This is a genomic window from Glycomyces rhizosphaerae (assembly GCF_042647865.1).
Lineage (GTDB): Bacteria > Actinomycetota > Actinomycetes > Mycobacteriales > Micromonosporaceae > Glycomyces > Glycomyces rhizosphaerae.
In genome coordinates this window covers 1-26,042 of sequence record NZ_JBHRWO010000007.1, presented here as the reverse complement: position 1 = coordinate 26,042, position 26,042 = coordinate 1, and the positions used below count along the sequence as shown (strand labels likewise).

25 protein-coding genes and 1 tRNA gene are annotated in these 26,042 nt (G+C 69.4%); 6 read left to right on the top strand and 20 right to left on the bottom strand.

The window, feature by feature from the left end; translation table 11 throughout:
• The 6 genes from ACFO8M_RS06985 to ACFO8M_RS06960 all read right to left on the bottom strand — a co-directional run bounded on the left by ACFO8M_RS06985 (position 1) and on the right by ACFO8M_RS06960 (position 7,957).
• Positions 1 to 1,338, bottom strand: coding sequence for a serine/threonine-protein kinase (locus tag ACFO8M_RS06985; protein ID WP_387972463.1), 1,338 nt, complete (start codon positions 1,336 to 1,338; stop codon positions 1 to 3).
• Positions 1,339 to 1,588: 250 nt separating this feature from the next.
• On the bottom strand, positions 1,589 to 3,046 hold the full coding sequence (locus ACFO8M_RS06980) for a penicillin-binding transpeptidase domain-containing protein (protein ID WP_387972460.1): 1,458 nt from the start codon (positions 3,044 to 3,046) through the stop codon (positions 1,589 to 1,591).
• Entirely contained in the window at positions 3,043 to 4,977 is a 1,935-nt protein-coding gene (locus tag ACFO8M_RS06975; protein WP_387972457.1) for an FtsW/RodA/SpoVE family cell cycle protein, read from the bottom strand. The genes ACFO8M_RS06980 and ACFO8M_RS06975 overlap by 4 nt, the downstream gene beginning before the upstream one ends.
• A gap of 148 nt (positions 4,978 to 5,125) precedes the next feature.
• Positions 5,126 to 6,388 (bottom strand): protein phosphatase 2C domain-containing protein, encoded by a 1,263-nt coding sequence (locus ACFO8M_RS06970; RefSeq protein ID WP_387972454.1) that lies wholly within the window; start codon positions 6,386 to 6,388, stop codon positions 5,126 to 5,128.
• Positions 6,389 to 6,459: 71 nt separating this feature from the next.
• Positions 6,460 to 6,945 (bottom strand): FHA domain-containing protein FhaB/FipA, encoded by a 486-nt coding sequence (locus ACFO8M_RS06965; RefSeq protein ID WP_387972451.1) that lies wholly within the window; start codon positions 6,943 to 6,945, stop codon positions 6,460 to 6,462.
• Between the two features lie 298 nt (positions 6,946 to 7,243).
• Positions 7,244 to 7,957, bottom strand: a complete 714-nt coding sequence (locus ACFO8M_RS06960) for an FhaA domain-containing protein (RefSeq protein WP_091037553.1) — start codon at positions 7,955 to 7,957, stop codon at positions 7,244 to 7,246.
• Between the two features lie 239 nt (positions 7,958 to 8,196).
• Between ACFO8M_RS06960 and ACFO8M_RS06955 the strand changes: the two genes are divergently transcribed.
• Positions 8,197 to 8,535 carry a helix-turn-helix domain-containing protein gene (locus tag ACFO8M_RS06955; RefSeq protein WP_387972446.1) on the top strand — a complete coding sequence of 113 codons (339 nt, stop codon included), beginning with the start codon at positions 8,197 to 8,199 and terminating at the stop codon, positions 8,533 to 8,535.
• Positions 8,536 to 8,661: 126 nt separating this feature from the next.
• Here ACFO8M_RS06955 and hisC read toward each other — a convergent pair whose 3' ends face one another.
• Both hisC and ACFO8M_RS06945 read right to left on the bottom strand, forming a co-directional pair.
• Positions 8,662 to 9,723 carry a histidinol-phosphate transaminase gene (gene hisC, locus ACFO8M_RS06950; protein WP_387972443.1) on the bottom strand — a complete coding sequence of 354 codons (1,062 nt, stop codon included), beginning with the start codon at positions 9,721 to 9,723 and terminating at the stop codon, positions 8,662 to 8,664.
• Positions 9,720 to 10,607 carry an RDD family protein gene (locus ACFO8M_RS06945; protein WP_387972440.1) on the bottom strand — a complete coding sequence of 296 codons (888 nt, stop codon included), beginning with the start codon at positions 10,605 to 10,607 and terminating at the stop codon, positions 9,720 to 9,722. Before ACFO8M_RS06945 ends, hisC begins: the two co-directional genes overlap by 4 nt.
• Before the next feature lie 503 nt (positions 10,608 to 11,110).
• On the opposite strand from ACFO8M_RS06945, the gene ACFO8M_RS06940 reads away from it, so the two are divergent.
• Positions 11,111 to 11,731 (top strand): DUF4190 domain-containing protein, encoded by a 621-nt coding sequence (locus ACFO8M_RS06940; RefSeq protein WP_387972437.1) that lies wholly within the window; start codon positions 11,111 to 11,113, stop codon positions 11,729 to 11,731.
• Positions 11,732 to 11,791: 60 nt separating this feature from the next.
• On the opposite strand, the gene nagA is transcribed toward ACFO8M_RS06940, so the two are convergent.
• On the bottom strand, positions 11,792 to 12,907 hold the full coding sequence (nagA, locus tag ACFO8M_RS06935) for an N-acetylglucosamine-6-phosphate deacetylase (RefSeq protein WP_387972433.1): 1,116 nt from the start codon (positions 12,905 to 12,907) through the stop codon (positions 11,792 to 11,794).
• A 167-nt stretch (positions 12,908 to 13,074) separates the two neighbouring features.
• On the opposite strand from nagA, the gene ACFO8M_RS06930 reads away from it, so the two are divergent.
• On the top strand, positions 13,075 to 13,860 hold the full coding sequence (locus tag ACFO8M_RS06930) for a DeoR/GlpR family DNA-binding transcription regulator (protein ID WP_387972430.1): 786 nt from the start codon (positions 13,075 to 13,077) through the stop codon (positions 13,858 to 13,860).
• A 72-nt stretch (positions 13,861 to 13,932) separates the two neighbouring features.
• On the opposite strand, the gene ACFO8M_RS06925 is transcribed toward ACFO8M_RS06930, so the two are convergent.
• A complete protein-coding gene (locus ACFO8M_RS06925) occupies positions 13,933 to 14,343 on the bottom strand; it encodes a hypothetical protein (RefSeq protein WP_387972427.1) in 411 nt (136 codons plus the stop codon).
• A 108-nt stretch (positions 14,344 to 14,451) separates the two neighbouring features.
• Between ACFO8M_RS06925 and ACFO8M_RS06920 the strand changes: the two genes are divergently transcribed.
• Entirely contained in the window at positions 14,452 to 15,402 is a 951-nt protein-coding gene (locus ACFO8M_RS06920; RefSeq protein ID WP_387972424.1) for a phosphotransferase family protein, read from the top strand.
• A gap of 64 nt (positions 15,403 to 15,466) precedes the next feature.
• Here the strand turns inward: ACFO8M_RS06920 and ACFO8M_RS06915 are convergent, their stop codons facing one another.
• On the bottom strand, positions 15,467 to 15,934 hold the full coding sequence (locus ACFO8M_RS06915) for an SbtR family transcriptional regulator (RefSeq protein ID WP_387972421.1): 468 nt from the start codon (positions 15,932 to 15,934) through the stop codon (positions 15,467 to 15,469).
• 45 nt (positions 15,935 to 15,979) lie between these two features.
• On the opposite strand from ACFO8M_RS06915, the gene ACFO8M_RS06910 reads away from it, so the two are divergent.
• A complete protein-coding gene (locus ACFO8M_RS06910; protein ID WP_387973071.1) occupies positions 15,980 to 16,447 on the top strand; it encodes a GNAT family N-acetyltransferase in 468 nt (155 codons plus the stop codon).
• A gap of 335 nt (positions 16,448 to 16,782) precedes the next feature.
• Here the strand turns inward: ACFO8M_RS06910 and ACFO8M_RS06905 are convergent, their stop codons facing one another.
• The 9 genes from ACFO8M_RS06905 to ACFO8M_RS06865 all read right to left on the bottom strand — a co-directional run bounded on the left by ACFO8M_RS06905 (position 16,783) and on the right by ACFO8M_RS06865 (position 25,795).
• Positions 16,783 to 18,675: an HNH endonuclease signature motif containing protein gene (locus ACFO8M_RS06905; protein WP_387972418.1), complete on the bottom strand. Its 1,893-nt coding sequence runs from the start codon at positions 18,673 to 18,675 to the stop codon at positions 16,783 to 16,785.
• Between the two features lie 477 nt (positions 18,676 to 19,152).
• On the bottom strand, positions 19,153 to 20,160 hold the full coding sequence (locus ACFO8M_RS06900; protein ID WP_387972415.1) for a HEAT repeat domain-containing protein: 1,008 nt from the start codon (positions 20,158 to 20,160) through the stop codon (positions 19,153 to 19,155).
• A 5-nt stretch (positions 20,161 to 20,165) separates the two neighbouring features.
• Positions 20,166 to 20,831 carry a HEAT repeat domain-containing protein gene (locus tag ACFO8M_RS06895; RefSeq protein WP_387972412.1) on the bottom strand — a complete coding sequence of 222 codons (666 nt, stop codon included), beginning with the start codon at positions 20,829 to 20,831 and terminating at the stop codon, positions 20,166 to 20,168.
• Between the two features lie 96 nt (positions 20,832 to 20,927).
• Positions 20,928 to 22,214 carry a hypothetical protein gene (locus ACFO8M_RS06890; protein WP_387972409.1) on the bottom strand — a complete coding sequence of 429 codons (1,287 nt, stop codon included), beginning with the start codon at positions 22,212 to 22,214 and terminating at the stop codon, positions 20,928 to 20,930.
• Positions 22,215 to 22,250: 36 nt separating this feature from the next.
• A complete protein-coding gene (locus ACFO8M_RS06885; protein WP_387972407.1) occupies positions 22,251 to 23,432 on the bottom strand; it encodes a hypothetical protein in 1,182 nt (393 codons plus the stop codon).
• A gap of 193 nt (positions 23,433 to 23,625) precedes the next feature.
• Positions 23,626 to 24,204 (bottom strand): DUF3180 family protein, encoded by a 579-nt coding sequence (locus ACFO8M_RS06880; RefSeq protein ID WP_387972404.1) that lies wholly within the window; start codon positions 24,202 to 24,204, stop codon positions 23,626 to 23,628.
• Positions 24,197 to 24,721 carry a 2-amino-4-hydroxy-6-hydroxymethyldihydropteridine diphosphokinase gene (gene folK / locus ACFO8M_RS06875; RefSeq protein ID WP_387972401.1) on the bottom strand — a complete coding sequence of 175 codons (525 nt, stop codon included), beginning with the start codon at positions 24,719 to 24,721 and terminating at the stop codon, positions 24,197 to 24,199. Before folK ends, ACFO8M_RS06880 begins: the two co-directional genes overlap by 8 nt.
• Entirely contained in the window at positions 24,718 to 25,083 is a 366-nt protein-coding gene (gene folB, locus ACFO8M_RS06870) for a dihydroneopterin aldolase (protein ID WP_387972398.1), read from the bottom strand. Before folB ends, folK begins: the two co-directional genes overlap by 4 nt.
• A gap of 52 nt (positions 25,084 to 25,135) precedes the next feature.
• On the bottom strand, positions 25,136 to 25,795 hold the full coding sequence (locus ACFO8M_RS06865) for a metal-sensitive transcriptional repressor family protein (protein ID WP_387972395.1): 660 nt from the start codon (positions 25,793 to 25,795) through the stop codon (positions 25,136 to 25,138).
• Between the two features lie 103 nt (positions 25,796 to 25,898).
• Here ACFO8M_RS06865 and ACFO8M_RS06860 point away from each other — a divergent pair.
• Positions 25,899 to 25,974, top strand: a tRNA-Arg gene (locus tag ACFO8M_RS06860).
• The last annotated feature ends 68 nt before the right edge of the window (positions 25,975 to 26,042 follow it).

The window sequence follows — 26,042 nt, the reverse complement described above, 5'->3', positions numbered from 1 at the left end:
CTATTGGTCGTCGCAGTTGGGGTTAGCGCCCATGCAGTCGCCCACTCCCGGTCCCCCGCCGGTCTCCTGTCCGGAATCGTCGGGGGTCGTGGCCTCGTCCTCGGGCGAGGTGTCCTCGTCGGCGCTCTCCTCGATCTGGCTGCTCGGGTCCTCGCCGCCGCCGTTGGGAGTGCCGCCGCCGTTGCCGAGGTTCAGCGCCAGCAACACGATAGCGCCCAGCAGGACCAGCGCCGCGGCACCGGCGACCGCCAGCATCAGCGGCCGCTTCATCACCGGCTTGGACGCCGGCGGGGGCGGCACGGCTCCCAGGTTGACGCCCGGAGGCGTGGGCCCTTGCGGGCTCACCCCCGGCGGCATCTGCGGGGAGGGCATCTGCCCCCCGGCGGAGCCTGCGGGGCTGTAATTGTGTGGAGTTTCGGCGACGCCCGCGGGCGGCCCGCCCATGCTGACGACGCCGGCGCGGCGCGGCAGCTGCCCGACCGGCGGCATCACCGAGGTCGAGGGGGCGGCGTCGACCGCGACACGCGCGAGCGCGGCCATCTCGGTCGCGCTCGCGAACCGCTGGTGCGGGTCCTTGAGCAGCGACCGCGCGACGAACGCCCGCACTCCCGGCGGGATGTCCTGCGGGAGCGGCGGGGCGGGGGTGCGCACATGGTGGAGCGCGAGCTCGATCGGGTTCTCGGCCTGGAAGGGCCGGTGCCCGGTGAGGCCGTGGAAGGCGACGACGCCCAGCGAGTACATGTCGGAGGCGGGCAGGACGCCGGTGCCTTCGGCCTGCTCAGGGGCGATGTAGGAGGCGGTGCCCATGACCGAGCCGGTGGCGGTGAGGTCCCCCGCGGCGCCCGAGCGGGCGATGCCGAAGTCGGTGAGGACGGCCTGGCCGTCCCTGTCGCGCACCAGGATGTTCCCGGGCTTGATGTCGCGGTGGATGATGCCGCGTTCGTGGGCCTGCTGGAGCGCCTCGGCGGTCGCGGCGATGATCGGCATGAGCTCGCGGGCGTCGAGGCGTCCGCGTTCGGCGATGAGATCGGCGAGGGACTTGCCCTCGATGAACTCCATCACCAGGTAGGCGGTGGTCTCGCCGCTGGGCAGGTCGGCGTTGCCGAAGTCGTGGACGTTGACGATGTGCGGGTGGGTGAGGGCAGCCACGGTCTTCGCCTCGGCGACGAAGCGCTTGGCGAAGCCGGGTTCGCTCAGGAGCGCGGGCAGCATGGCCTTCACCGCCACGGTCCGCTCCAGCACAGTGTCCTCGGCCCGCCAGACTTCGCCCATGCCGCCCACGGCAATGCGTTCGCGCAGGCGATAGCGTTGCCCGAGGAGCATTTCGGGGCTCAACACGGCGTCTCCTCATTTCTACGGGGGATCGACGCTTCAGTCTAACGGCAGGCCGCTCAGCACCGGTTTTGTCATGCGGCGGCACTGCCGCGCGACACCACGGCCGGACCTCTACGAACATCCACGTTCGGACTGGCGCTTCGGTTGCCGCATTTGGGGATCGTGAGGAAACTGTGTCTTCGCCGCGATCAGCCCCAGGCGCGGCCGGCCCCGTGCGCGGTTCGCGGGTCTCGCTCGGGCCGCCTGCTCAGGGTCATTCGTCGGCGCCTTCGAGCACCTGCTCCATGAGCATCCCGGAGATCTCGGCCGCCTTGGAGGAGGCCCCTTCGCCGTAGGAGTCGAGGAACACGCAGACGGCGACGGCGGGTTCGCCGTCCTTGTCCTTCGCGAAGCCGTGGAACCAGCCGTGATCGGGGTCGGGGTTCTCGCCGTCCTCGGAGTGCTCGGCGGTGCCGGTCTTGCCGTAGACGTCGTAGCCGTCGATGTCGGCGGTCCTGCCGGTGCCCTCGTCCACGACGGCCGCCATGAGGATCTCGAGCTCCTGGGCGGTGTCGAGGTCGATCGAGCGGCCCAGGTCGTCCTCGGAGAACTTCTGGACGGTGTTGCCCTCGGAGTCGGTGAGCTCCGAAACGACCTGCGGGGCCATCCGCTCGCCGCCGTTGGCGATGGTCGCGGCGATGAGCGCGTTCTGGAGCACGGTCTCGCGGACCTCCTGCTGGCCGATGCAGGCCTGGGCGCGGAAGGCCTCCTCGGAGAGGTCACCGGTCCTGGAGGCGACGGTCTCCAGCGGCGTCTCGTAGGCCTCGCCGAAGCCGAACGCCTCGGTCATCTCGGTGATCTGCTCAGTGGTCAGCTCCTCGACGCACAGCTTCGCGAACGTGGTGTTGCACGACTTCGCGAAGGCCTCTTCGAGCGTGTACTCCTCGTTGGGGCACTGGTCGCTGGAGTTGGTGATCTCGTGGTCCGTGTCCGGCGCGGTGTAGCCGTTCCCGGCCGGGACCATGTCGTCGGCCTTGCCGCCGTTCTCGATGTACGCGGCGGACACGATGGTCTTGAACGTCGAGCCCGGCGGGAAGAACTCCTGGCGGGTGAGATCGAGCATGTCGCCGGACTCGTCGAGCGCGATCTTCGCGTCCTCGGCGGTCTCGCCGTTGTTCGAGGAGACCTCGGTCGGATTCCAGCCCGGGTAGGAGGCCTGGGCGAGAATCCTGCCGGTCTTCGGGTCGATCACGACCGCGCCGCCCTTGACGTCGGCATCGGCGATCGCGTCGTACGCGGCCTTCTGCAGTTCCGGGTCGAGGGTGGTCACCACGTTGCCGCCGGGCTTGTTCTCCTTGAGGAGCGTCGCCCAGAAGTCGTCGAAGGCCAGGAGCGAACTGGTGCCGTTGAGCAGCGAGTTCTCCTCGGCCTCGAGGTTGGAGGCGCCGTAGTTGATCGACTTGAACCCGGTGATGTTGCCGAAGTAGTCGCCTTCGGGGTAGTTCCGCTGGTAGCCGTAGGAGCCGCCGTCGGTCGGGATCGACTCGGCGATCACCGTGCCGCCGGCGAGGATCTGCCCGCGCGGCACCTCGTACTCGGCGTTGAGGCTGCGGGCGTTGATCAGGCCCTCGTAGTCGTCGTGGTGGAAGAAGCTCACCCAGGTGGACTGGGCCATGAGGGCGAGCAGCAGGATCAGCGCGATGACGCCCATGCGGCGCAGGGCCGGGTTCATTCGCCGCCCTCCTTCGTCTCGGGGGGCTGCGGTCGGTAGTCGAAAGCGGAGGACGGCGGCGGGGGCGGGGTCTGCGGGGCCGGACGCGTCGCGTTGCCGGGCGGTCCCGGGGGCGGGCTGCCGTAGGCGGAGCCAGGCGGCGGCGGGGGCGTCTGCGGCGGGTACTGCGGGCCGCGCGCGTTCGGGTCGGGCGACTGCGTGGTGCCTCCGGGACCGGGCCCGGCGGGCGGCGGGGACGTCGGCGGCGCTGAGAACGGTCCGGGCGGACCGGAGACGGGCCCGGGCGGTCCCGAGACCGGGCCGGGCGGGCTGACCACGTTCTCCTCCATGGTCCCGTTGCCCGGGCCGCCGGGGAGGTGCCCGGGGATGATGAGCTCGGTCGGCTGGTCGCCGCCCGGGATCGGGCCGGAGTCCATGACCGCGGCCAGTTCGGCCTGCTCGGCGGCACGCTTGGCGGCCTGCTCGGCGAGGAACTCCGGCGGGGCCTCGGTCTTCTGAAGGCCGAACGAGGCCTGCCAGGGTTTGCGGGCGTCGTCGGAGACGCGGACGAACAGGCCGATCAGGAGCCAGGAGCCGACCAGCGAGGAACCGCCCGCGGCGAGGAACATCGTGGTCTGGCCGGTCATCGGGATGAGCCCGGTGACGCCGCCGAACACCACGAACAGCTGGAACGCGACCAGGAACGCCAGGCCGCCGGCCATGAGCGAGCCGAACAGGTCCCGCGACATGAGGCCGGTCTTGAAGCCGCGCTGGACGAGGACCGCGTACAGCAGCAGGATGCCGACGAGCCCGAGCAGGCCGACCTCCTCGCCGATGGCCGCGAGGATGAAGTCCGATTCGGAGGCGGGGATCATGTTCGGGTTGCCCGCGCCGGGGCCGTTGCCGATGAGGCCGCCCGAGTTGAGCGCCACCAGGCCCTGCACGAGCTGCCACGAGGACGGGGTCGACCCGTCGCTGTAGACGTACTCGGGGTTCCACGGGTCGAGCCAGATCGCCACGCGCACTTGGAGGTGGCTGAAGAACGGGTAGATCGCGATGCAGCCGCCCACGAACATGGTGAGGCCGATGATGATCCACGAGGCGCGGCGCGTCGCCATGTACAGCATCGAGAGGAAGATGCTGAACAGCAGCAGCGAGGTGCCGAGGTCGCGCTCCATGACGAGGATGACGAGGCTGGCGGCCCAGACGATCACGATCGGACCGAGGTCCTTCATGCGCGGCAGCTGCAACCCCAGGATCTTCTTGCCCGCCACCGAGAGCATGTCCCGCTTGCGCACCAGGTACACGGCGAAGAAGATCAGCAGCATCAGCTTCGCGAACTCACTGGGCTGCACCGAGAAACTGCCGAAGCGGATCCAGTTCTTCGAACCGCCCGAGGACGAGATCGAGGCGGGCAGGAAGCCCGGGATCGCCGCGAGGAAGATGCCCGCGAACAGCAGGATGTACGCGTAGCCGCGCAGCACCCGGTGGTTGCGCACCACCGCCAAGAGCACGGTGAGCAGCACGACGCCCGCCATGTAGTACATGAGCTGGCGCCCGCCCTGACCGGCGAAGACGCCCGCGTCGACCGGGAGCGGCTCATCGGTCAGCGCGGTGCGGTCGATGCGGCGGATGTAGACGATGCCGATGCCGGTGAGGAACGCGGCGATCGGCACGAACAGCGGGTCGGCGTACGGGGCCAGGAACTTCACAGAAGCCCACGCGCACAACGACACGATGAAGATGAGCAGCGGCAGCAGGTAGGTCACCGAGGTGGTGGTGGCCTCGGGAAGCGACACGTCGATCGTGAGCTGGAACAGGAACACCGCGATGCCGCCGATGACGAGCATGACGATCTCGCGGAAGACGCGCTTGGGCATGCCCGTCAGCGGGGTGAGCGGCGGCTCGGAAGGTCCCGCCGGCCGGGCGGTCGCCGACATGGGCTGGGCCATCAATTCCCCTTGCGTCTCGCTGTTCCTCTACTCAAACCCGCCGCGAACGCGCGCACCTCGGCCGGATGCGCCGCGAACGGTTGCGCGCCTGAGCAGTCGGTCTCCGAGCCTCGGGGGCCCGGACGCAGTGAGCCTACATCGACCACGCTCAGTCGTCGCGACAGTCCTTTGACGCCGCGGGCGACGCCTCCGTGCCCCCGGCCGTGGCGCACAGCGGGTCGAGCTGGTCGTTGGCGGCGGCGGGGTCCACGAGCTCGTTGAACTCGCGCTCGGCCTCCTCGAAACCGCCTACGGCGATCCCGGATTCGAGGTCGGACTCGACGGAGTCCACGGCGTCGGCGGCGGGACGGTCGGAGTCGATGTCGAGCCACGCCATCCGGTATCCCGCCACCTCAAAAGGGAGGCCCCGGTAAAGGCTGATGGTGCCCGCCTCCGAGACCCCGATGAAGTACTGCGTGCGCGCCCACCACACGCCGCCGCCGGCGACGAGGGCGAGCACGATGAACGTGGCCAGGATCGTGCGCCACACGCGGCCCTTCTTGCGGGCCTTCGGCTGCGGCTCCGTCGTCTCCGACTCGGCCTCGGGCCCCGACTCCTCCGCCTCCTTGACCGCGCGCAGCACGGCCGTGTCGGATTCGGCCAGGCGCGCGTCGGCGGCGGCACCGCCGATGAACTGGCGCTGCTCCCCCGGGTCCTCCGCGACCACGTCCGCGACGAGCACGGTCACGTTGTCCGGGGCCCCGGCGTCGAGGGCCTGCTGCACGAGGACCTCGGCAGCCTCCTGCGGCGACGCCGCGTTCTGCAGCGTGCGGGCGATCTCGGCGTCCGAGACCGGCCCGGAGAGCCCGTCCGAGCACAGGACCAGGCGGTCGCCGGGAACGCCCTTGATGGTCTGGAACGCCGGCTCGACCTCGCTGGCGCCGAGCGCGCGCAGCAGCAGCGAACGCTGCGGGTGCACCTCGGCCTCTTCAGCGGTGATGCGGCCTTCGTCGACGAGCATCTGCACGTAGGTGTCGTCGACGGTGATCTGCTCGAACCCGCCCTCGCGCAGCCGGTAGGCGCGGGAGTCGCCGATGTGGACGAGGTTGAACCACTCGCCGTCGAACCACAGGGCCGTGAGCGTGGTGCCCATGCCCTCCTTCTGCGGGTCGTCGGCGACCGCGCGGCGGATCGCGCGATTCGCGTCGGCGACGGCGTCGGCCAGCTCGTCCACCACCGAGTCAGGCGGCGGGGGCACGTCCAGGCGGGCGACGGTGTTGATGACGATGGCCGAGGCGAGGTCACCGGCGGCCATGCCGCCCATGCCGTCGGCCACGGCGATGAAGTGGGGCCCGGCGAACACCGAGTCCTGGTTGCCTTGCCTCACCACCCCGCGGTCCGAGATGGCCGCGTATCGCAGGTGCAAACTCATGAATCAACCGCCGTAGCGCGGGCACGCCCGCTGTTCGATGTCGACATCGCCGTCTCTCGTTCCGCGCGCTGCTAGGGACGCAGCTCGAAGGAGGAACGCCCGATCCGGATGGGCACCCCGAGCGGGACCGGCGTGGGTGCAGTGACTCTAGCGCGCCCCAGGTAGGTGCCGTTCGTGGAGCCCAGGTCCTCGACCACCCACTGCCCGTCCTGCGGGCGCACGCGCGCGTGCCGGTTGGAGGCGAAGTCGTCGCGGATGACGATCGTCGAATCCGGGGCGCGGCCGATCGAGATCGGCTGGCCCGAGAGCACGAACCGGCGGCCCTGGAGCTCACCGGTGGTGACGACCAGCCACTGCGCCGCCTGCGCGGGCGGCCCGGCCTGGCGGCCGCGCCCGGGAGCGGGCGGACCCGAGACGGGGCCCGCAGCGGGCCCGGCGGTCGCGGGACGGCGCTGGGCGAGCAGGTCGCGCGTGATCGTCCGGGCGGCCGCGAACACGAACAGCCACAGCAGCACGAGGAACCCGAACCGGGCGACGGTCTGGACTATCTCAGGCATTCGGCGCTCCCAGCGGCTGAACGATCGGTCCCCGACACGGTAGCCCACCCTGGCGCGGCCGCCGAGGCGAGCCGCCGGATCCAGCCGGTCATCCGACAGCTACCGGCATGCGGCCCAGAGCTTTCGAGGACGCCCGCACCGGTTGCGGACCCGGGCCACCGGGGCCGTCTGAGTGGAAATCTGGCAAGGCCCGTGAGGAGCTAGTGCTTGGAGCGGAGCTCTGCGGAGCGGTACTTGCGACGAGCGGGCCGCAGCTCAGATTTTCTCTCAGGCGGCCCGCCCGGTCCACAGCGGACCTTTACCCTGCGCTGAGCGTCAGGGAAGTCGTGCCAATTTGGATGACGTCGCCGGGCTGCATGCTCACCGTGGCGATCCGCTGGCCGTTGACCAGGGTGCCGTTGGTCGAACCGAGGTCGGTGACCGAGACCTGGCGGCCGTCGAAGTCAACGCGCACATGACGACGCGAGATGCCGACGTCGGGCAGGCGGATCTGGGCCTGCTCGCCGCGGCCGATGATCGTGGCGCCGTGGGCCACCGTGAACTGGCGGCCGTCCGCGGTCACCAGCACCGGACCCGTGGGGGCCTGCTGCTGGGCGGGGCCGTAGCCGCCGCCGGAGACCGGCTGGTCCACACCCTCGTTCAGGGCCGCGACTTCAGCGGTCACACGGAACATGCCCGTGTCGAGCCCTTCGCCGCGCTCGATCTCCACGATCACGTCGCCGTAGACGGTCCAACCGTTCTCACCGATGAACTCGGCCTGCGACTGCGCCAACTCCTGCGCCAGCGCGGCCGCGTACGGGGCGAGACGGTCGTGGTCGGGCGGGGAGAGGTCGATGACGTAGCGGTTCGGCACCAGTACGCGCCCGCCGGCGAGGACCGCCTTGTGGGTCTCCGCCTCGCGCTGCATGGCACTGGCGATCTCGACCGGGTGCACAACGCCCTTGAACATCTTGTTGAAGGTGCCCTCGAACAGGCCCTCCAGTTGTTTTTCCAAGCGTTGCAGAACACTCACTGGTTCTCCTCCTCGTCAGGCACCATCCGGACCGTGACGCTCCCTTGAATAGCCGCGTCGTCACCCGATGGTATCGGCTGGCTTCCAGCGTCGGCGAGCGGTTGAGACGCAACCGTTGCCCGAGTCCTCTTCATATCGTCTGATCGGGTGAGTCCCATGTCGGCCGGTAGTACCAAATGTCGAGATGGCCAGGCAGGGTTGGGTGGCGATCCCGGGCGAAGGCGCGTATGGTGACGCGGGTGACAGATCGTGACTTCAGCTCATTCGTCCGGGACGTGCGCAAACGCGCCCACGTCTCGTTCCGCGAGCTCTCCGACTCCGCTGGAGTCTCCAACCCCTACCTCCAGGGCGAGCGCGGCGTGCGCCGCCCCAGCGGCGCGGTCCTGCGGCAGCTGGCACTGGCGCTGCGGGTGGCCACCCCGATCATGTATCTGCGGGCGAACTTCACCCCTGAGAACGGCTCCGCGATGCCGCTGGCGATCGCCACCGACCGCGAGCTCACCTCGAAGCAGAAGCAGACCCTCGCCGAGATGTACGACTCGTTCGTCAACGAGAACGAGCGCACCTCCGCCAGGTAGCTCATTCGCCCTTGAGTACGGAGCCGGGCGCCGGTGGGGCGCCCGGACTCTTCGTCAATGACCGTCCGATCCCCCGGACGGCACTGTTCTCTTTGCCGCTCGCCCTCTTCTAAGGCGCGAACTTCTTTATCGCTCTTCCTCAACGAATGCGCGCAGCGCCTCGAGGAAGGCGTCGTTCTCCTCCGGCAGCCCGATGGTGACGCGTACGCCGTCACCTGCGAAGGGCCGCACCAGGATCGAGCGCTTCTCGCAGTGCGCCGCGAAGGCGACCGCGCGCTCTCCCAAAGGCAGCCAGAAGAAGTTCGCCTGCGAGTCCGGCACGTCCGGCACCAGTTCCCTTGCGGCCATGACGGTCCGCTTGCGCTCAGAGGTCACCAGCGCCACGCGCCGGCGCATCTCCCCCTCCGCTTCGAGCGCCGCGAGCGCGGCCCGCTGCGCGGCCGCGTTGACGGCGAAGGGGATCACGCACCGGCTCACGGCGTCGGCCACATCGGGCCGGGCCACCATGTAGCCCACACGGAGCCCGGCCAGGCCCCACGCTTTGGAGAAGGTCCGGAAGACGACCGCGTTCGGCCGGTCCGCATAGCGTTCGATCGCGTCCGGGCAGGCCGGGTCGGTCACGAACTCGCGGTAGGCCTCGTCGACGACGACGAGCACGTCCTCGGGGACGGAGGCGAAGACCCGGTCGAGCTCCTCGGCCGTGACGGCGGGCCCGGTCGGGTTGTTGGGACTGCAGATCACGATCGCCCGCGTATTCGGACCGACCGCCGCGAGCATCGCGTCGATGTCGTGGCGGTGGTCGGCGGTGTTCGGCACCTGGATGCTCTTGAGCCCGGCCACGGTCGCGGCGATCGGGTAGGCCTCGAACGAGCGCCACGAGTAGACGACCTCGCTGCCGGGCCTGGCGACCGCCTGCATGAGGTGCCCGATGAGGGCCACCGAGCCGGTGCCGGTGACGATGCGCTCGGCGGGGAGCCCGAGCCGCTGCGAGAGCACGTCCCGCAGTTTCACGACCCCGAGGTCGGGGTAGCGGTGCACGGTCTCGGCCGCTTCGGTGACGGCTTCCACCACACCGGGAAGCGGCCCGTAGGGGACTTCGTTGCTGGAGAGTTTCACGGCGTCAGGGATCGCCTTGCCGGGAACGTAGCGCGGGATGGATTCGAGGTCTTCACGCAGAGGATCGCTCATCGTGAGGGCTCCTTGTCAGGGTCGGCCGTCTCGCTGCCCACTTCGACGACGGCGGTGCCAGGGGACTTGTCGTGCAGGCACTGGCGGAAGGGTCGGTCTCGGATGCACCATATCCCGTCCAGGATCCACAGCACCGCGCCGAAGGGGAAGCAGATGAGCGGCAGCGCCGCATAGGCCCACCGCAGCAGCAGCCGGCCCCAGCCGAGGTTGACCGGGGCGAGCGAGACGACCTTGATCCCCATGAGCCGCTTGCCGAGCGTCTGCCCGGTGTTGAGCGTCGCGGGCACCTCGTAGGCGAACCACAGGCCCAGGGCGATGAGCAGCACGACCCACAGCTGGTCGGAGAGCCGTTGGGGGACTTCCACGTCCGCGGGGTCGGAGGCCGCGGCGGCCTCGAGGAAGTACGGCCAGAACGTCTGCATCATCTGATAGATGAAGTAGCCGTTCACGACCGCGTTGAGCGCCAGCATGCACAGGACGTCGACGATGCGGGCCACGAAGCGCTGGCCCGGGTGGGCCAGGACGCGGCCGCCGAGGATCCGGGAGACGTCGCGCTGGGTGATCCAGCCGACCGTGACGCCGAGGGAGCGGATCGGGACCGTGTCGGGCGGCTGCGTCGCGCCGGGGACGCGCTGGATGACGCGCGGCGGCGGCCCTTCGCCGTAGCGCTGGTCCATCGGCAGCGATTGCACCGCCGCGTCCGGTGTGGCTGTGTCCCCATACGACGTGGGGAGGGGTTCCGGTTCGGGCTCGACCGGTTCGGGTTCGGCGGGAGGCTCGGCGTCGGCGGGGACGGGCTTGCCGATCCAGGCGCCGCCGTCCCAGTAGCGTTGGGTGGCCGGGTCGGCGGGGTCCGGGTACCAGCCGGGTTCGATCGTGGTCATCGAGGCCATTCTTGCAGCCTCTGCCCGGCATTCCCAGTCAGTTCGCCCACAGCGGCATCGGGGCGGGATCGAACGTCCTGAAGACAACGACACGGCCCAGTCGGTTACTGCCTCGACTGGGCCGCTCGCAACAAGCTGCACTTCCGACCGAGTTACCAAGCGTGAAGTCTTTAATAGCGGTGTCCTGCCCCTAGGTGCTGGACCCGCTGTGCCTCCCGACGGCTCAGGTCGCACGTGGGTGCTCGGCGGCGGTGCACGAATCCTTCCGATCTGCGGAGAGCTTGTCCCCGGGAAGTCCTTCCGGATCCGTAACTCATTTCTACTCGTCTACTGACGGGTAGTAAACCCCTAACCGCAAAAAATCCGAACGGACTTCCCAAATGCACGACGCACACTCCACCGGGTGTTGCCACCGGTTCCCCTGATTCGCCACGAAACCCGTGGGACCTGGTCTACCTTGCGGGGCAGCGGCGCCACGCGCGCGCAGAGCCGAGGAGGCCACCATGACGACGTACCCGCCGACTCCAGGGCCACCGGAACCCGAACGGCCCGAACCGTCCGAACCGGAAGGCCGGGGAGAGACCGAAGAGGGCGCCACCCCGTTCTCGGGGAACCAGCCGGGTCCCTCCTCCGAGCGGACGCCTCGCGGCGCGACACCCGGCGAGACCCCGCCGGCCGACGAACCGCAGCACGGAATGCCGTCCGCTCCCCCGCCTCCGGGCTCCGGTCCCGGCGCGCCGCCGCCCTCCGGCGGCGGGTACAGCCCGTACGCGGGCGGCTCGGTCCCGCCACCGCCGCCACCGCCGCCGACCTATAACAGTGACGGGCCGATGTACCTCCAGCAGCCTCGCAACGGGTTGGGCAAAGCCGCCCTGATCTGCGGCATCATCGCGGTGGTGCTGTCGTTCATTCCCGGGGTCAACATGTTCACCTGGCCGATGGGCGTCCTGGCGGTCGTCTTCGGCTCGATCGGCTGGAGCAGGGTCAACAAAGGACAGGCGACGAACAAGAGCATGGCCGTCACCGGGCTGGTGCTCGGCATAGCCTCATTTTTGACGTTCTGTCTGGTCTATCTGCTGCTGTACACCGGCGGCACCGACTATTGGGACACCACCCTGATGTGACATTGACGCGAAAGACGGGCCGAACGCGTTCACGTTCGGCCCGTTGCCCATTCCAGGATCTTAAACCCGGAGCCAGCTCCCCCGCCGCATGACCGAGACCAGGTTGAAGTCGTCGTCGAGCACCACGGCATCGGCGTACTTCCCGGCCTCGATCGCGCCGACATCGTTGAGCCCCAACAGCTCCGCAGGAGTCGCGGAGGCCATCTGCGAGGCGGCCTCGACCGACTGCCCGGCCAGGCGGACCGCGTTGCGGAACGCGTCCAGCAAAGTGATGGTGGAACCGGCGATGACATCCGTACCCGCCACGGTGGCGACGCCGTCCTGGACCTCGACCTCATGGCGGCCGAGCTGGTAGCGGCCGTCGCCGAGGCCCGCCGCGTCCATGGCGTCGGAGACCAGCAGCGTCCACGCCGGCAGCGACGTGTCGAAGGCGAAGCGCATCGTGCCGGGGTGCAGGTGCACCGGGTCGGCGACGATCTCCGAGAAGATCCGCTCGTCGTCGAGCAGGGCCGGGATCGGGCCGGGCTCGCGGTGGTTGAAAGCGCGCATGGCGTTGAACAGGTGGGTGGCGGCCTGGGCGCCCGCGTCGATCCCCGCGGCGGTCTGCTCGTAGCTGGCGTTCGTGTGCCCGATCGAGGGGACCACGCCGCGCTGGTCGAGGAACTCGATGGCCTCGAGCGCGCCGTCGAGTTCGGGCGCGATGGTCACCATCTTGACCGCGCCGTTCCCGGCCTCGATGAGCTCGGTCAGCTCGGAGAGGTCGGGGTCGCGCAGGACTTCCACACGGTGGGCGCCGCACTTGGCCGCGGAGATATAGGGCCCCTCGTAGTGGACCCCGGCGAGCGTCCCGTCCGCGACCAGCGGCTTGAGCGCGCGGGTCGCGTCGAGCAGGAACCCGTGGGTGGAGGACACGAGCGAGGCGACGAGCGTGGTCGTGCCGCGGGAGGCGTGGAAGGCGGCGGCGCCGCGGGCGGAGTCCGGGTCGCCGTTCGCGAGCGAGAATCCCCCGCCGCCGTGGCAGTGGACGTCCACGAATCCGGGCAGGACCCACCCGGTGGGCTCGCCCTCGCGCTCCAGGATCCCCTCGAACCGGTCGCCGTCGACGATGAGGGTCCCGTTGACGATCCCGTCAGGAGTGACGATTCGGCCCACGGCCGGCAGCAAAACGCCGTCCACGGCGCTCCTTCCAATCGATCCGGCGTGTATGGGCCCACCCCGGTGCGGCACAATGATCGTGAGCGCACGAGCATGGCTTGAGCATGACCCGAGCGCCTACAGACGTACTTCGAACACTATCGTGCAGACCGCGGCCCGCCAGCCGCGATCCCGACCCGAGGAGCGACGTGGACCGCTATGCCCGGTGGAACACCCTGCTGGAGATCCTCGCAGAGACCGGTCGCATCACAGTGGAGGAAGCGGCCGACCGGCTCGGCGTCTCGCAGGCGACGATCCGCCGCGACTTCGACCAGCTCTCGCAGCAGCAGATGATCACGAGGACCCGCGGCGGCGCCGTCGCCGGCGGCATCTCCTACGACCTCCCGCTGCGCTACAAGACCGCGCGCCACGTGGAGGAGAAGCACCGCATCGGCACGGCCGCGGCGGGCCTGGTCAGCCCCGGCCAGGTGATCGCGCTGAACGGCGGCACGACCATCACCGAGGTGGCGCGGTCCTTGGCCACGCGCACCGACCTGGTCGCGACACCCGGCTCGACGGGCCTGACGATCGTCACGAACGCGCTCAACATCGCCAACGAGCTGATCGTCCGCCCGCACCTCAAGGTCGTCGTGGTCGGCGGCGTGGTCCGCCCCCAGTCCTACGAGTTGATCGGCCCGCTCGCCGCGCCGATCCTGCGCGAGATCACCCTCGACATCGCGTTCCTCGGCGTCGACGCCATCGACATGAAGCTCGGCGCGACCAGCCACCACGAGGGCGAGGCGGCGATAAACGCCCTCATGGCCGCCCGCGCGCGGAAAGTCGTCGTCATCGCCGACGGCTCCAAGATCGGCGGCCACGCCTTCGCCCGCATCTGCCCGACCGACCGCGTCCACACCCTCGTGACCGACAGCAACGCCCCGCCGGAGCAGCTGCGCGGCTTCGAAGAAGCGGGCATCCGCGTCATCGTCGTCTGACCCACGCATCGAGCCGCCGCGCCATGCGGATCCTTCCGGATCCGCGGCACGGCGGCACAGGTCGATCTGCGGTCACGCGGCGTCGAGGGCTTCGGTGATCTTGCGGGACATCGCGGCCATGGTCGGGCTCGGGGCGCCCTTGTGCGCCCGCGTCGCCGCCTCTACCGCGACCAAGATCGTGGCGCGGAAGTTCTCGGCTTCGTCCGCATCCTGCGCCGACAGGACCTTGACCGACTCGGTGAGCGCGGGCAGAACCTGGTCGGCGATCGCGGCCGTCGACTTGCCGGGGAACTTCAGCTCCTTGGCCTTCGCCTCGGCGATCACGTGCCCGACCACGCCGGTCGCAGCGGCGAGGGCGAGCGAACCGTCGGTGCCGATCTTGTGCGCCGACCCGGCGATGCCCGCGGACGACATGAGGGTGACGGCGCCGTAAGCGGCGATGCGGATGGTGGTCTTGTCCTGGGTGGAAAGGGCGATGGTCATGAGGTGCGCTCCTCAGCGATGTCGGTAGTGCGTTCCTTGTTGATGAAGCAACTATCGGCCCCCGCACTTGCACCGCCCTGACGCCGACCTGACACGCCCGCTGACACCGTGCTCCGCCGGAAAAACCGTTGCCGACCTGGGGTTACGCCCATACCGTTGCCGCATGACCGCCCCCGAAGCACTCGCCGAAATCGCGCGGCGCCACCGAATCGATCCCTCCGCCGTCTCGGCCGCACCGTTCCAAGCGTCGCGAACCGGGTCTACTTCCTCGGTGATCGCCTCGTCCTGCGGATCGCACGACCGGAAGCCGCCGACGACCTCCGCAAGGAGGCGATCGTGATCCCAGCGGCGGTGCGCGCCGGGGTGCGAACCCCCGAAATGGTCGACTTCGACGACGGCCGCGACGTGCTCGACACCCCGTACATGGTCCTCAGGCGGGCCATCGGCATCACCCCCGGCCTTCCCACCGAGCCCGGGGACGAGCGATGGCGAGCGGCCTACCGCGAACTCGGCGCCGAATTGGCCGCCCTGCACGCGAACATCGAGGCATTGCCGGAAGTTCCAGTCGACACCGCGGGCGATCCCCGCTCGGATGTCTCTCGACTGGCCGAAGCCGGATACATCGGCCCCGACCTCGCCGACTGGCTCACCGGCTGGTTCGACCGCCTCGAATCGCGTTGCCCCGCAAACACACCGGTCCGGATCATCCACGGCGACGCCAGCCCCACCAACCTGCTCGTCGATTCCGACTCCAAGCGGCTGACCGCGATCCTCGACTGGGGCGACGCCGCCTGGGCCGACCCGGCGACCGAGTTCGCCAAGCTTCCTTTGCGCGCAGTGCCATCGGTCCTCGAGGGCTACCTCGACGAACCCGATGAATCCGACGAGCACTGGACCGCCCGCATCCTCCGGCACCACCTGCACTGGGCAATCGGCCGCATCCCGACCCCACCGGACCCACAGGCCGCGCACTGGAGCGCCCAGCCCGGCAATCGCCTGTTGGAGATCATGCGCTTCCTCCACGCCGACCCACCGCACCCATGGCCGAGTCTCCGCTAACAACTCGTTTCGAGTTCGCGTGTGATGCTTCGTCGATTGTCGCGGGACGGGTCTTGGCTCACCGTCAGTGATCGTGTCGAGATTCCATGCCGTGGCGGATGAGTCCGATGAGGCGGCGTGCGTCGTCGGCTCTGTTGGCTGCGGTAGCGGCGGCGCTGGTCAGTGCCAGCACGTCGGAGACTGTGAGGTCTTCACGTATCGATCCTTGGGCGCGTGCGCGGTCGAATAGTTGATCGGCGGTGGCGCGGATCGAGGCGTGCCACCGGTCGAACAAGGCCGTGCGTCGATCGGTGTGCGGCCCGGTGCCGGTGAAGGCCAAGGCGCCCTTGGTTACGACATGCCCCGCCAAGGACTCCAGCCAGCCGAACAGGGCCTCGGCCGGATCGGGAGCGGCGGCGAGCGTCGCACCGAAGGCGCACAGTTCGGCGACCTCGCCTTCATAGACCGCGATCCCGATGACCATCACCGCCGATGACCGCGCGCCGGTTCGACGGGGTTTGAGGGTGACGCCGGGAAACCGATCACCGGTCATAGACTCGTGCCGATGAGCGAGCACACCGTCCTTGCCGACGGCGCGATCCTGCGCCGCGCCAATCCACTCGACCTGCCGGAAATCCTTCGGCGGATCCGCGACCTCGCGGAATACGAGCGCGAACCCGATGCGGTCGAGACGACCGTCGACGATCTCGACGCGGCCTTGTTCGGACCCGATCCCGCGGTCTTCGCTCACGTCGTCGAGGCCGGCGGCCGTATCGCGGGCATCGCCGTCTGGTTCCTCAACTTCTCGACCTGGACTGGAAAGCACGGCATCTACCTCGAAGACCTCTATGTCGACCCCGCTTCTCGCGGAGCCGGATACGGTGCGGCGCTCCTGCGCGAGCTCGCCCGCATATGCGAGGTGAACGGCTACCAGCGGATCGACTGGTCAGTGCTCAAATGGAACGCGCCTACTATCGGCTTCTACGACTCGCTCGGCGCAGTGCCCATGGACGAGTGGGTCGGCTATCGACTCAGCGACACCGCGCTGAAGGCTCTCAGCGACTAGCCACCTGACCACTCGCCGCACCGGCCGCCGCCCTGCCAGCGATGACGAGGTCGTCTCATTGCCGGATCCGACTTCGACTCTCATACCCAATGGGTCCTGGTTCAGGCATTCGATGGCAAGGCTGGCATGTCGACGATCCGGTTCTTGGACGGCTGAGGTTCAGGCGGCAGCGACGAGGAGGCAGCGACCTCCCGGGCTCGGATTTCGGCCCTTCGGTTGGATTGGGTTGTGGTTCAGGCAGTCAGCGACAACGGGGTGGTTGCGTCCTGGGCCTGGTCTTCGGCTTCGATGTCTCGGGGCTTGCGGTCAAGGCAGTCAGCGACAACGAGGTGGTGTCAACCCGGACGAGTTCTTCGGCCTGTGGGATCGATTGGGTTCTGGTTCAGGCGGGCAGCGACAAAGGGGTGTGTGGAGGGCTGGGCTCGCTCTTCGGCTATAGGCGGTGCCTGTTCCGGGTCCTTGCCGGGGCTGCTTTCTTCCCTGGGCATGGTGAGGGGCCCGAACCCTTGCGGGTGTCGGGCTGCGCTGCTGGTGTTGCGGCGCTTCCCCTCAGCAGTCGCCCGCTGAGGGCACAGTAAGAACGGTGGCTCCCCGTAGTCGACCTCCCGGGCCGGGCCAGCCATCACCTTCAGAGCCTTGGGTGCTTCGATCGGTTCGGAAGGCCTGGGGGCCTGGATGATCGGCGGCGGTGTCGCCTCGCTCGCCTGGCTTGCCGGGTTCGGTGTCGTGAACTTCGCTCGGCATTTCGCTCTCGCTGCCTTCATGGCTTTGAGGGCGCGGTCCCGGTCGATGGCCTCGGCCAGGGCATCGAGGTCGGGTTTCATGGTCTCGGACCATTCGGTCCGGTAGAGCCCGGTGGGGAACACGTCCCAGTCGGTGCCGTGGTGTTCAGCATCCATGTCGTGGTCGGTGCGCCAGTCGGAGCAGCCGCACCCGGTGTTGCCACCGGGGGCGCTCGCGATGCTGGAGGTGTGGTGGCCGTCGTGGTGGGTGATGATGGCTTGGCCGGGGCCGGTCTTCGTCACGGTCCAGCCGGTGGTGTGGATGCGGCCGTGGTGGAACCGGCAGAGCAGGATCAGGTTCTCCGCGATTGTGGGGCCGCCGTCGGCCCAGTGTTGGATGTGGTGGGCTTCGGTCCAGGCGACCGGGCGGGCGCACCCGGACCAGGCGCAACCTCCTGGCTGCTCAAGCTCCAGCTTCCTGCGCAGGGCCGTGTTCGGCAGGCGCAGGGCCCGGCCGAGTTCGACTGCTTCGCCTGTGGCGTAGTTGAACACCGAGGGGATCACCACGCCTTCGCAAGCCAGGAGGCGCGCCCTGGGAACCGAGATCGGGTCGCCTTCCAGTAGCGGGAGGCGGCCGGTGTCTTTGCCCTGCAACGTCTCGATATCGACCGTGAGGTCGAGGGTGGCGGTGTGCCCGTGTCTTGTTGCGGCTTGTGGGGAGGAACCGTAGCCGGCGAGGAGCTGGTGGAGGGCTTCGGCGTGCCGGTGCTCCTGGGGTGGGAGCAGGCCGTCGCTGTCTTGGTCTTCTTGCCGGGGTGGCGGGCAGGCGGTCTGCAGGTACTTGTCCAACAACCGGCCCGTGGTGTCGGAGAGTTCGGCGGAGAGGCTCCACATGCCGTTGTCTTGGGGCATCAGTTCGAGGCGCTGCAGGGACTGTGCGCCCAACTCGTCCAGCAGTTCGGTTTCTTCGGCGATGGAGGCCCAGAGCTCGTCGAGGTGGCGTTGCAGGTCTTTGAACGAAGCATGGGCGCAGTACTGGGCCACCATGGCTTCCGGTGTCGCGCACTGGACTGAAGCGTCGAAGGGGGAGGGGACTGGTGTCGTGAAGGGGGTGCGGGCGAACAGGCGCATGGCGGGGGTCTTGTCCAACTGGCGGACCGCGAAGGCGACCTGGTCGATCCGGGCTGTCCCTGTCGTAGCCGCTTCCGCGAGGAGACGGAACTTGCCTGAGAGTCTGGCGATGGCGGCGATGGATCCTGCGGTGTTGAACGTGAAGTCGAACTGCGACAGGAGCAGGTCCCGGAGGGCGGAGAACCCGAACTCGGACCGGTGCAGCCCAGAGGTCTTCATCTCGATCACCGCGGCGAGGACTGCCGCGTGCTGGGTGTTGATGAGAGAGGCGGCGTTGTCGAGGGTGGTGCGGATGGCTTGGGCCTGGGAGCGGCGGTCCGATGCGACCGGGGCGGTGACTGGGGCTGTGATCGGGGTGGTGGTGCAGTGGCTCATCGGGGTCTCGCCTCCCTTCCGCTGTTCTCGAATGATCTGGTTGTTTTCGCTTGTTTGTGCTGTATCAAGCATAGACCGGGCAGGGGTCGACTGTCATCACTCAATCGGGTGAATCATCGATGTTTGGGCAGGTCAATAGCACTGTCCCCCGGGGTCGGGCGTGTCGGCCAGCGCCCACAACCGACCCGACGCCCAGCGCCCCGACCCCCCGCGCTGCCTGGCGGCCGCACAACCCACCCCACCCTCCCAATCGCCCTTTTGTCGCCGCCCGCCTGAACCCCGACCACAACCAACCCTCAAGCCGGAATACCGGCCGAGGAGGTCCCCATCTCTTTGTCGCCGCCGCCTGAACCCCGACCACAACCAACCCTCAAGCCGGAGTACCGACCGAGGAAGTCCCCACCTCGTTGTCGCCGCCGCCTGAACCACACCCGCGAACGGAGCGGAACCTTCACGAGACCGCTCGGCGCCATACAGTCACGTGCGCCCCTCCTCTTCGAGCATCGCCGCCAGAACCACTGCGGTTCGGGCGACGGTCTGGTCGTTGTCGTCGGCCAATCCGTGCAGGAGGTCGAGCGCAATGGCGGTCGGTAGTTCGGTGAGGGCTTGGACCAGGCGCATTCGTACTGCGGAGTTCGTTGAAGACGCAGCGAGTTCGTTCGTCAAAGCGAGCTTGATCGAGTCCGCTCGTTCCGGGTCTTGCGCCAGCGCCCCAAGGGCTTCCGCCGCTTCGACGTCGTTCGTGCCCTCCACGACCATCGCGACGAGCACCGGTTCGGCCTCAGGCTTGCCGCGCGCGCCCAGGGCCAGCGCGGCGTGCCCGCGGACGTGCGGGTCCGGATCGGCGAGGGCGTCTCTGAGTGCTTGGGCTGCTTCGTCTCCGGGGATTTCAGCGAGGCCCCTGATCGCGCGGCGCCGCACGTCGACCTCCTCGGACTCCAAGCCGACGGCGAGGCTCGCGGCGACGTCGTCGTCCGCTCGGGCCAGGGCCCAGTGCAGGGCTCCGGCGACGTGCGGGTCGGATTCGTTGAGGATCGCCTCGGCCAGGACCGGCGCGGGCATGTCGGCCTCCGGGGACAGGACGGTCTGCTGTCGCCTTGCGGCGCTTGGGGAGCCGAGTCCGTGGAGGAGTTCGACGATCTGGAGTACCTCCTCCCAGCCGGAGGGCTCGGACGCGTCGACCGCGTGGAGCCGCTTGAGCAGCTCCCTCTCCCGGGCGAGGCGCCGTTCGGATTCGCGGATGAGGTCGCCGATCAGCGCGGAAGGGGCGAACCCCGGGTCGTCGAGGACCTGGCCGATCTGGCGCAGCGACAGGCCCAGGGTCCGCAGGCTCTCCACGTGGAAGATCCGGCGAATGTCCGCGTCGGCGTATTCGCGGTACCCGCCGACGGTGCGGCCGGTCGGGCGCACCAGTCCGAGGGACTCGTAGTGCCGGAGCATCCGGGCGCTCACCCCCGAGCGGCGCGCGACCTCACCGATGAGCATGGCGCTCAAGCCTCCGGGCCGAGCGCGAAGATCCGCTTGGCTTCGTTGACGGCGGGTTCGAACGCGGCGTCCGGGTCCTGGAGGAGCCGGTGCGTGGCGGTCGCGTGCGCGGCGACGACCGGGTCGTCGCTCGCCATGGCCGCCTGCAGGATCGGTTCGACCGTTTCGCCTAGCGCGACAAGGGCACGGCTGAGGCTGCGTTGCACTTGTCGTTCGCCGCGGCCGAGTTGTGCGGCCAGTTCCACGGCCAGGTCCTGCTCCTGTCCTTCCGGGACGAGGGCGACGGCGGCGCGCCATGCGGCCCGGGCGACTTCGTCGTCGCTGTCGCGCAGGAGGGGCCGCGTGATCGCGGGCCAGGCGCGGGTGTCCCCGATCTTGGAGAGCGTGTGCAGGGCCTGGCTCCGGGCCTGCGGGTTCGCCGAGTCGAGTTCGGCGAGGAGCCGCGGGACGGTGAGGTCGGCGGGGAGCCGGGTCAGCGCCCACGTGAGCATGTCGCGCACGTAGAAGTCCGGTTCGATGGCGCAATGGGCCACGAGGGCGTCGAGCATCGCCGGATCGGGGTCCGAGCCGATCGCGAGCGCGGCCTTGAGCCGCGTCGACGAGTCGGCGGCGGCCAGGCGTGTGGCCTGGGCGTTCGTGCGTTCCGTGTTGATGGGAACCACCTCCGCCACCCAGTCTCGACCTTGACACCGTGTCAATGTCAAGCGAACGGGGAGAACGAAGCGGCCGGTCGCCGCAAGGGCGACCGGCCGCTCAGCGAAGTGCTGTCAGCGCTGCGACGTCGCCGCGTCAGGCAGCGTCGGTTCGAACAGGCCGGTTCCTTCAGCGGAGTCGGTCGGTTCGAAGGGGCGCATTTCCTGCGTGTAGATCCCGTTGTCGGGCTCGACCTGCTCCTTCGGGCGTCCCAGCCGGTCGAGCGCGAAGGAGACGAAGAGGGCGACCAGGAGGACGCCCGCGAAGATCGCCTGCGAGTAGTCGGCCTGCCAGGAGTCCTCGCCCGCGTCGAGCACGGCCTGGTCCCAGAGGATCAGGCCCGCCCACACCGCGATCGTGGCGAAGACGGCGCCGAAGACGCCGCCGCGGCGGCCCCACAGGCTCGTTCCGGCCAGGAGCGCGATGGCGAATGCGAGGAGCTGCGGTTCGACCGCGGTCGGGTAGACGCCGTACGGGCCGAAGTTGACGGTGTTCGCGCCCTCGATCGGGCCGAGGGCGTACATGTACGTGACATAGCCCGCGGCCGCGGCGAGGAGCATCGACAGGATCGTGCCGCCCAGCAGGAGGAACACCGACGAAGCGGCACGCTCGCCCTCGCCGTCGGCGAGGCGCTTGACGGCGCTGAAGCCGTCGCGCATGCCCGGGGCGAGGCCGATGAAGCCGCCCGCGATCGCGAGGACGGCCGCGCCGCCGAAGACGTACAGGCCGTTCGGCGGGCCGGGCAGGGTGTAGGTCCCGGGGTCGGCCAGGCGGTCGGTGACCGGGAGGGCCGCGATGACGAGCACGCCGATCGCCAGGCCCGAGAACCAGGCCGGGACGCGGAAGGCGACGACGAGCAGGACGTAGAGCAGTCCGGCCACCACCGCCGCGCCCGCCACGTAGCCCATGTAGATCCACACGTTCGTCTCGAACGGGGTGGCCACGGTGATCGCGAACGCCAGCGCCGGGACCGCCAGGTTCACCGCCCCCAGACGCAGCGACATTCCGATGGCCAAGGCCGTCAAGAGGATCGGGGCGAGGTAGAGGGCGTGCCGGCTGAGTGCGTCCATGAGGCCGTCGAACTCGTCGCCGAACAGCTCGTTCTCGCGGCGGTAGAGCAGGAACAGCGCGTTCAGGGTCAGGAGCAGCAGGATCGCCTCCCAGATGAACTGGAAGGCCATCCGGTCGCGCTTCGGGGACGGTTCGGCGGGTTCGGCGACTTCTAGGACTTGGCCCGCGAACGGGTCGACGGGGGCGCCGTCGGCGGTCCTGGGGTGGTCGGCGGCGGGGGCGGGCGAGATGTCGAGTTGGCGGGTCTCGTCGAGTGCGGGCTCGTCGCGGTCAGGGGGTACGTAGGTCATTGAGGTGTCCTTTATGGGGGATGGGGATCACGTCGGTCAGCGTCCGTGGCGCGGGGCGCCGTACCCGTCGCGCGGCGCGTCGCGCAGGTCGTCGAAGACCCCCGAGGCGCCGAAGGGATCGGCGCCCGCGCCCTGCTTGGGGATGCCGCCGGTGGTCCTGAACCCGCCGGTGTCGGTCCACGGGTCGCCCGAGCCCAGCCCGGCGAAGTCCTCGTCGTAGTCCTCGGTCCGGTCCCGCTCGCCGGGCTGCGGGTCGTCGTCGTGCAGGTCCGCGAGCGACCCGGCACGGCGGGTGGAGGCCCGCTCCGACTCGTCCACCGTGTTCATCGCCTCGACGAGGCGCGTCACGAGGAATCCGGCGACGATGGCGCCCAATGCGATCCAGCTCGGGTCGAAACCCCAGCCCCGCCCCTCGGCCAGCCACATCAGGGCCAGCACCAGCGTCGCGGCGAACACCGTGCCGCACACGCCGCCGCGGCGGCCGATGAGGCTCGTCCCGCCCAGCAGCGCCGCGCCGAGCGCGACCACCGTCAGCAGGATCGGGTCCGGCAGCGCCGCGGCCCCGCCCTCGGGCACCGCGGTCCACGCGGACACCACACCGGCTGCGCCGGCCAGCGTCGAGGAGAGCAGGATCCCGACGAACACGAGCCCGCCGCGTCCATGCCGCTCCCCCACCGGGGTCTGGCGAATCGGCGCCAACCGGGTGCGAACGCCGGAGAACGCGCCGACCAGGCCGAAGAACAGCGACACGCCCGTCGCGGCCCCGAGGGCCGCGAGGACGCCGGTGCCCGGCAGTTCGGAGAGCATGAACGACGAAGGGTCGCCGGCGGTCCCGGCCCACAGGCCGATCGCGCCGCCGACAGCGCCGCTCGCGGCCCAACCGGGCGCGCGCAGCCATGCCGTCAGCGTCGCCAGCACGATCCCGACGAACGCCGCGACGCCCAGGCCCACGCCCAGCGCCATCGCCGAACCGGAACCGGAGGCGTCCACGAACATCCACGCCGAGAACAACGCGATCGGGCCGACGGCCAGATTCACCGCGCCGACGCGCAAGGAGACGGCCATCGCCGACGTCAACATGATGATCGGAGCCAGAGCCGCGAACAGGCCGGTCCACGAACCCTCGGCGAACGGCCCGCCCGAAGACGTGGTCAAGGCGAACAGCACGCCGCCGGCCAGCAGCAGCAGGCCGATCTCCCAGACCACGTGCACGGCCATACGGTCAGACGGGGCATCGTCGTCGCCCGATGGCGCCGACCTCCCTGCGTCAGTTCTGATCAGAGTCGTCGAATCGCGATCGTCGCTTCGACTGTTACTTCCACTCGGGGAGTCAAACTTCATGGGGCGCACCTCTAAACGCGCGAACATATTGGGGATATGGGGGATGGGTCGAGCAATCGGGGTCGGTCGGTCAGGGACGGGTCGGCTCCTCGTCGTCCCTCTTATCGAGCGGCTCGTCGTCCTGCGGGGGAATGCGGCAGGAATGCTCGAGCCAGAGCGCGGCCGCGGTGAGCGCGGCGCACGCGATAGTGCCGAGAACCGACTCGGGAAGGTCGTCAGCCGCAGCGGTGAGGCGCCCGGACTGGACCGCGAGCCACACGGTGAAACCCAGATAGGCGCCGAAGAAGGCGGAACCGGCGATCGCGGCGGCTTTCGCCAGCACCGCGAAACGGGCGATCTGGAGCGCGTGCTCCGGACCTTCCAACCTGCCGGGGACTCGGGTGGGGACCCGTCCGCCGGCACTCGCCGCCTGCACCTGCCTTCTGGTGGGGCGCAGGGTCTTCCGGGTGGTCCAGGCCAACCATGCCAGCAGCGCCGCCAGCACGAAGATGACCACCGAGTTGTGCCAGGCCAGTTCGGGGGCCTGCTGGTAGTACCGGGCGGCGAGCAGCATCGTCAGCGCGGCACCGGCCAAACCGACCACCGCGAGGGTGGACGGGGCGGTCGGCCGCAGACTCGGTCGGGGACCGTGCTCGTCGTCACTACTCATGATGCTTCGACCATATCGGGTGGAGCCGCCGCAGTGCGCGCGCGTCCGCCGAGACGGACTCATCGCGTAGCAGCTCCCTCACCCGACCCCTCCCCGGAAGCTCCGCGTCACGGTCGATCGCGAACCACGGGACCAGCACGAACGCCCGCAGATGCGCCAGCGGGTGCGGCAGCGTCAAACGGGGCTCGTCGCTGAGCACATGCGCGCCGTCCTCGTCGTAGACGGCGATCAGGTCGACGTCGAGCGTGCGCGGACCGTACGGACGCTCGGGGTCGCGCACGCGCCCGGCCTCTTCCTCGAGGCGCTGGCCGAGGGCGAGCCAGTCCTCGGCGCTGCGTTCGGGGTCGTCGGCGATGACGGCGATGTTGTAGTACGTGGGCTGCTCGTCGTCGCCGCCCCAGGGCGTGGTCTCGTAGACCTCGGAGACGGCGACGGGGTTCACCGCGTCGATGGCGGCGGTGAGGGCGGCCTCGCGGTCGCCGAGGTTGGAGCCCATGCTGAATACGACGCGTGTCATCTGCTCGCCCTTTCGATCGTGACGGAGACGTCCGCGAAGTGCTGGGCGATGGGCGCCTGCGGCTTGTGGACGGTGACGACGACCGAGGCGACGCGTTCGAGGGCGAGGCAGGCGTCGGCGAGGCGCTCGGCGAGCGTCTCGATGAGGTTGACCGGCTCGCCGGCCACGATGTCGGCCAAGGCGTCGGCGAGCGCGCCGTAGTCGACGGTGTGCTTGAGGTCGTCGCTGGCGGCGGCTTCGGCGGTCGAGGTCCGCAGGGAGACGTCGATGATGAAGTCCTGCCCGGCTTCCCGTTCGTGGTCGAACACGCCGTGGCGCCCGTGCACCCGCAGGCCGGACAAGGTGATCAGGTCGGTATCCACGCGCCGAGCCTACTCGAACGGGAGGGTTCGTCGAGGAAGGTCGATCCGCGGGCTATTCGGCCTCGGGCGCCGTCGCTTCGGCCGCTGCGCGTTTCGCCGCGCCGCGGTTGCGGAAGACCGCCCAAGTCGCGACCGCGAGCACCGCCCCCGCGAGGAGGATCGGCAGGAGCCGCAGATTCGCGTCCAGCCAGGAGAGCAGTTCCCGGTACTCGGCGTTCGGATCCACCAGCAGCACCACCGCGACCGCCGCGGCGATCACGCCCGCACCCGTGAACAGACCGGACTTCCACCAGATCCCGAGGCTGAGCCGGCGACCGAGAACCCCGGCCGCGTCGATGATGCGCTTGGCGCGCAGGACCCGGATGGTGCCCAGCAGATAAGCCAGGCGCAGCACCTGCGCGCCGCCCGCGGCCACCACGAGGCTGAACAACGTCAACGCGCACACCGCGAGCATCCACTTGTGCCGCCACAGCCATTCCCGCTTGTGCTCCGCGGCCAGCAGCAGGACCACCGACTCGAACCACAGCACCGCTCCCGCGACCCAGCCGATGACCTTCCCGGTGAAAGCCAGGTCGCCCTCGCCCCAAACGGTCAGGAACACGGCGGGAATCGAGGCGCACACCGCGACGATCACCGGGATGCGCAGCTTGAACTGAAGGAACCGGGCGAACACGGTGAGCTTGTCGGGACGCCCAGGGGGCAAAGGGGTCACCGCTCCAATCTACGGAAGCACTGCCCGTGACGGTGTCCTGGACCGAACCGCCAGAACTCCCAAGGGCTCGTAATCGAACGATGCGTTAAACTCGGGCACTGCCGCCCCCGTAGCTCAGGGGATAGAGCGTCGGTTTCCTAAACCGTGCGTCGCAGGTTCGAATCCTGCCGGGGGCACCAGTGTGATGTCTCAGGACATCGGAAACAGGTCGAACCTGCAAAGGTTCGGCCTGTTTTGCTATGCAGGT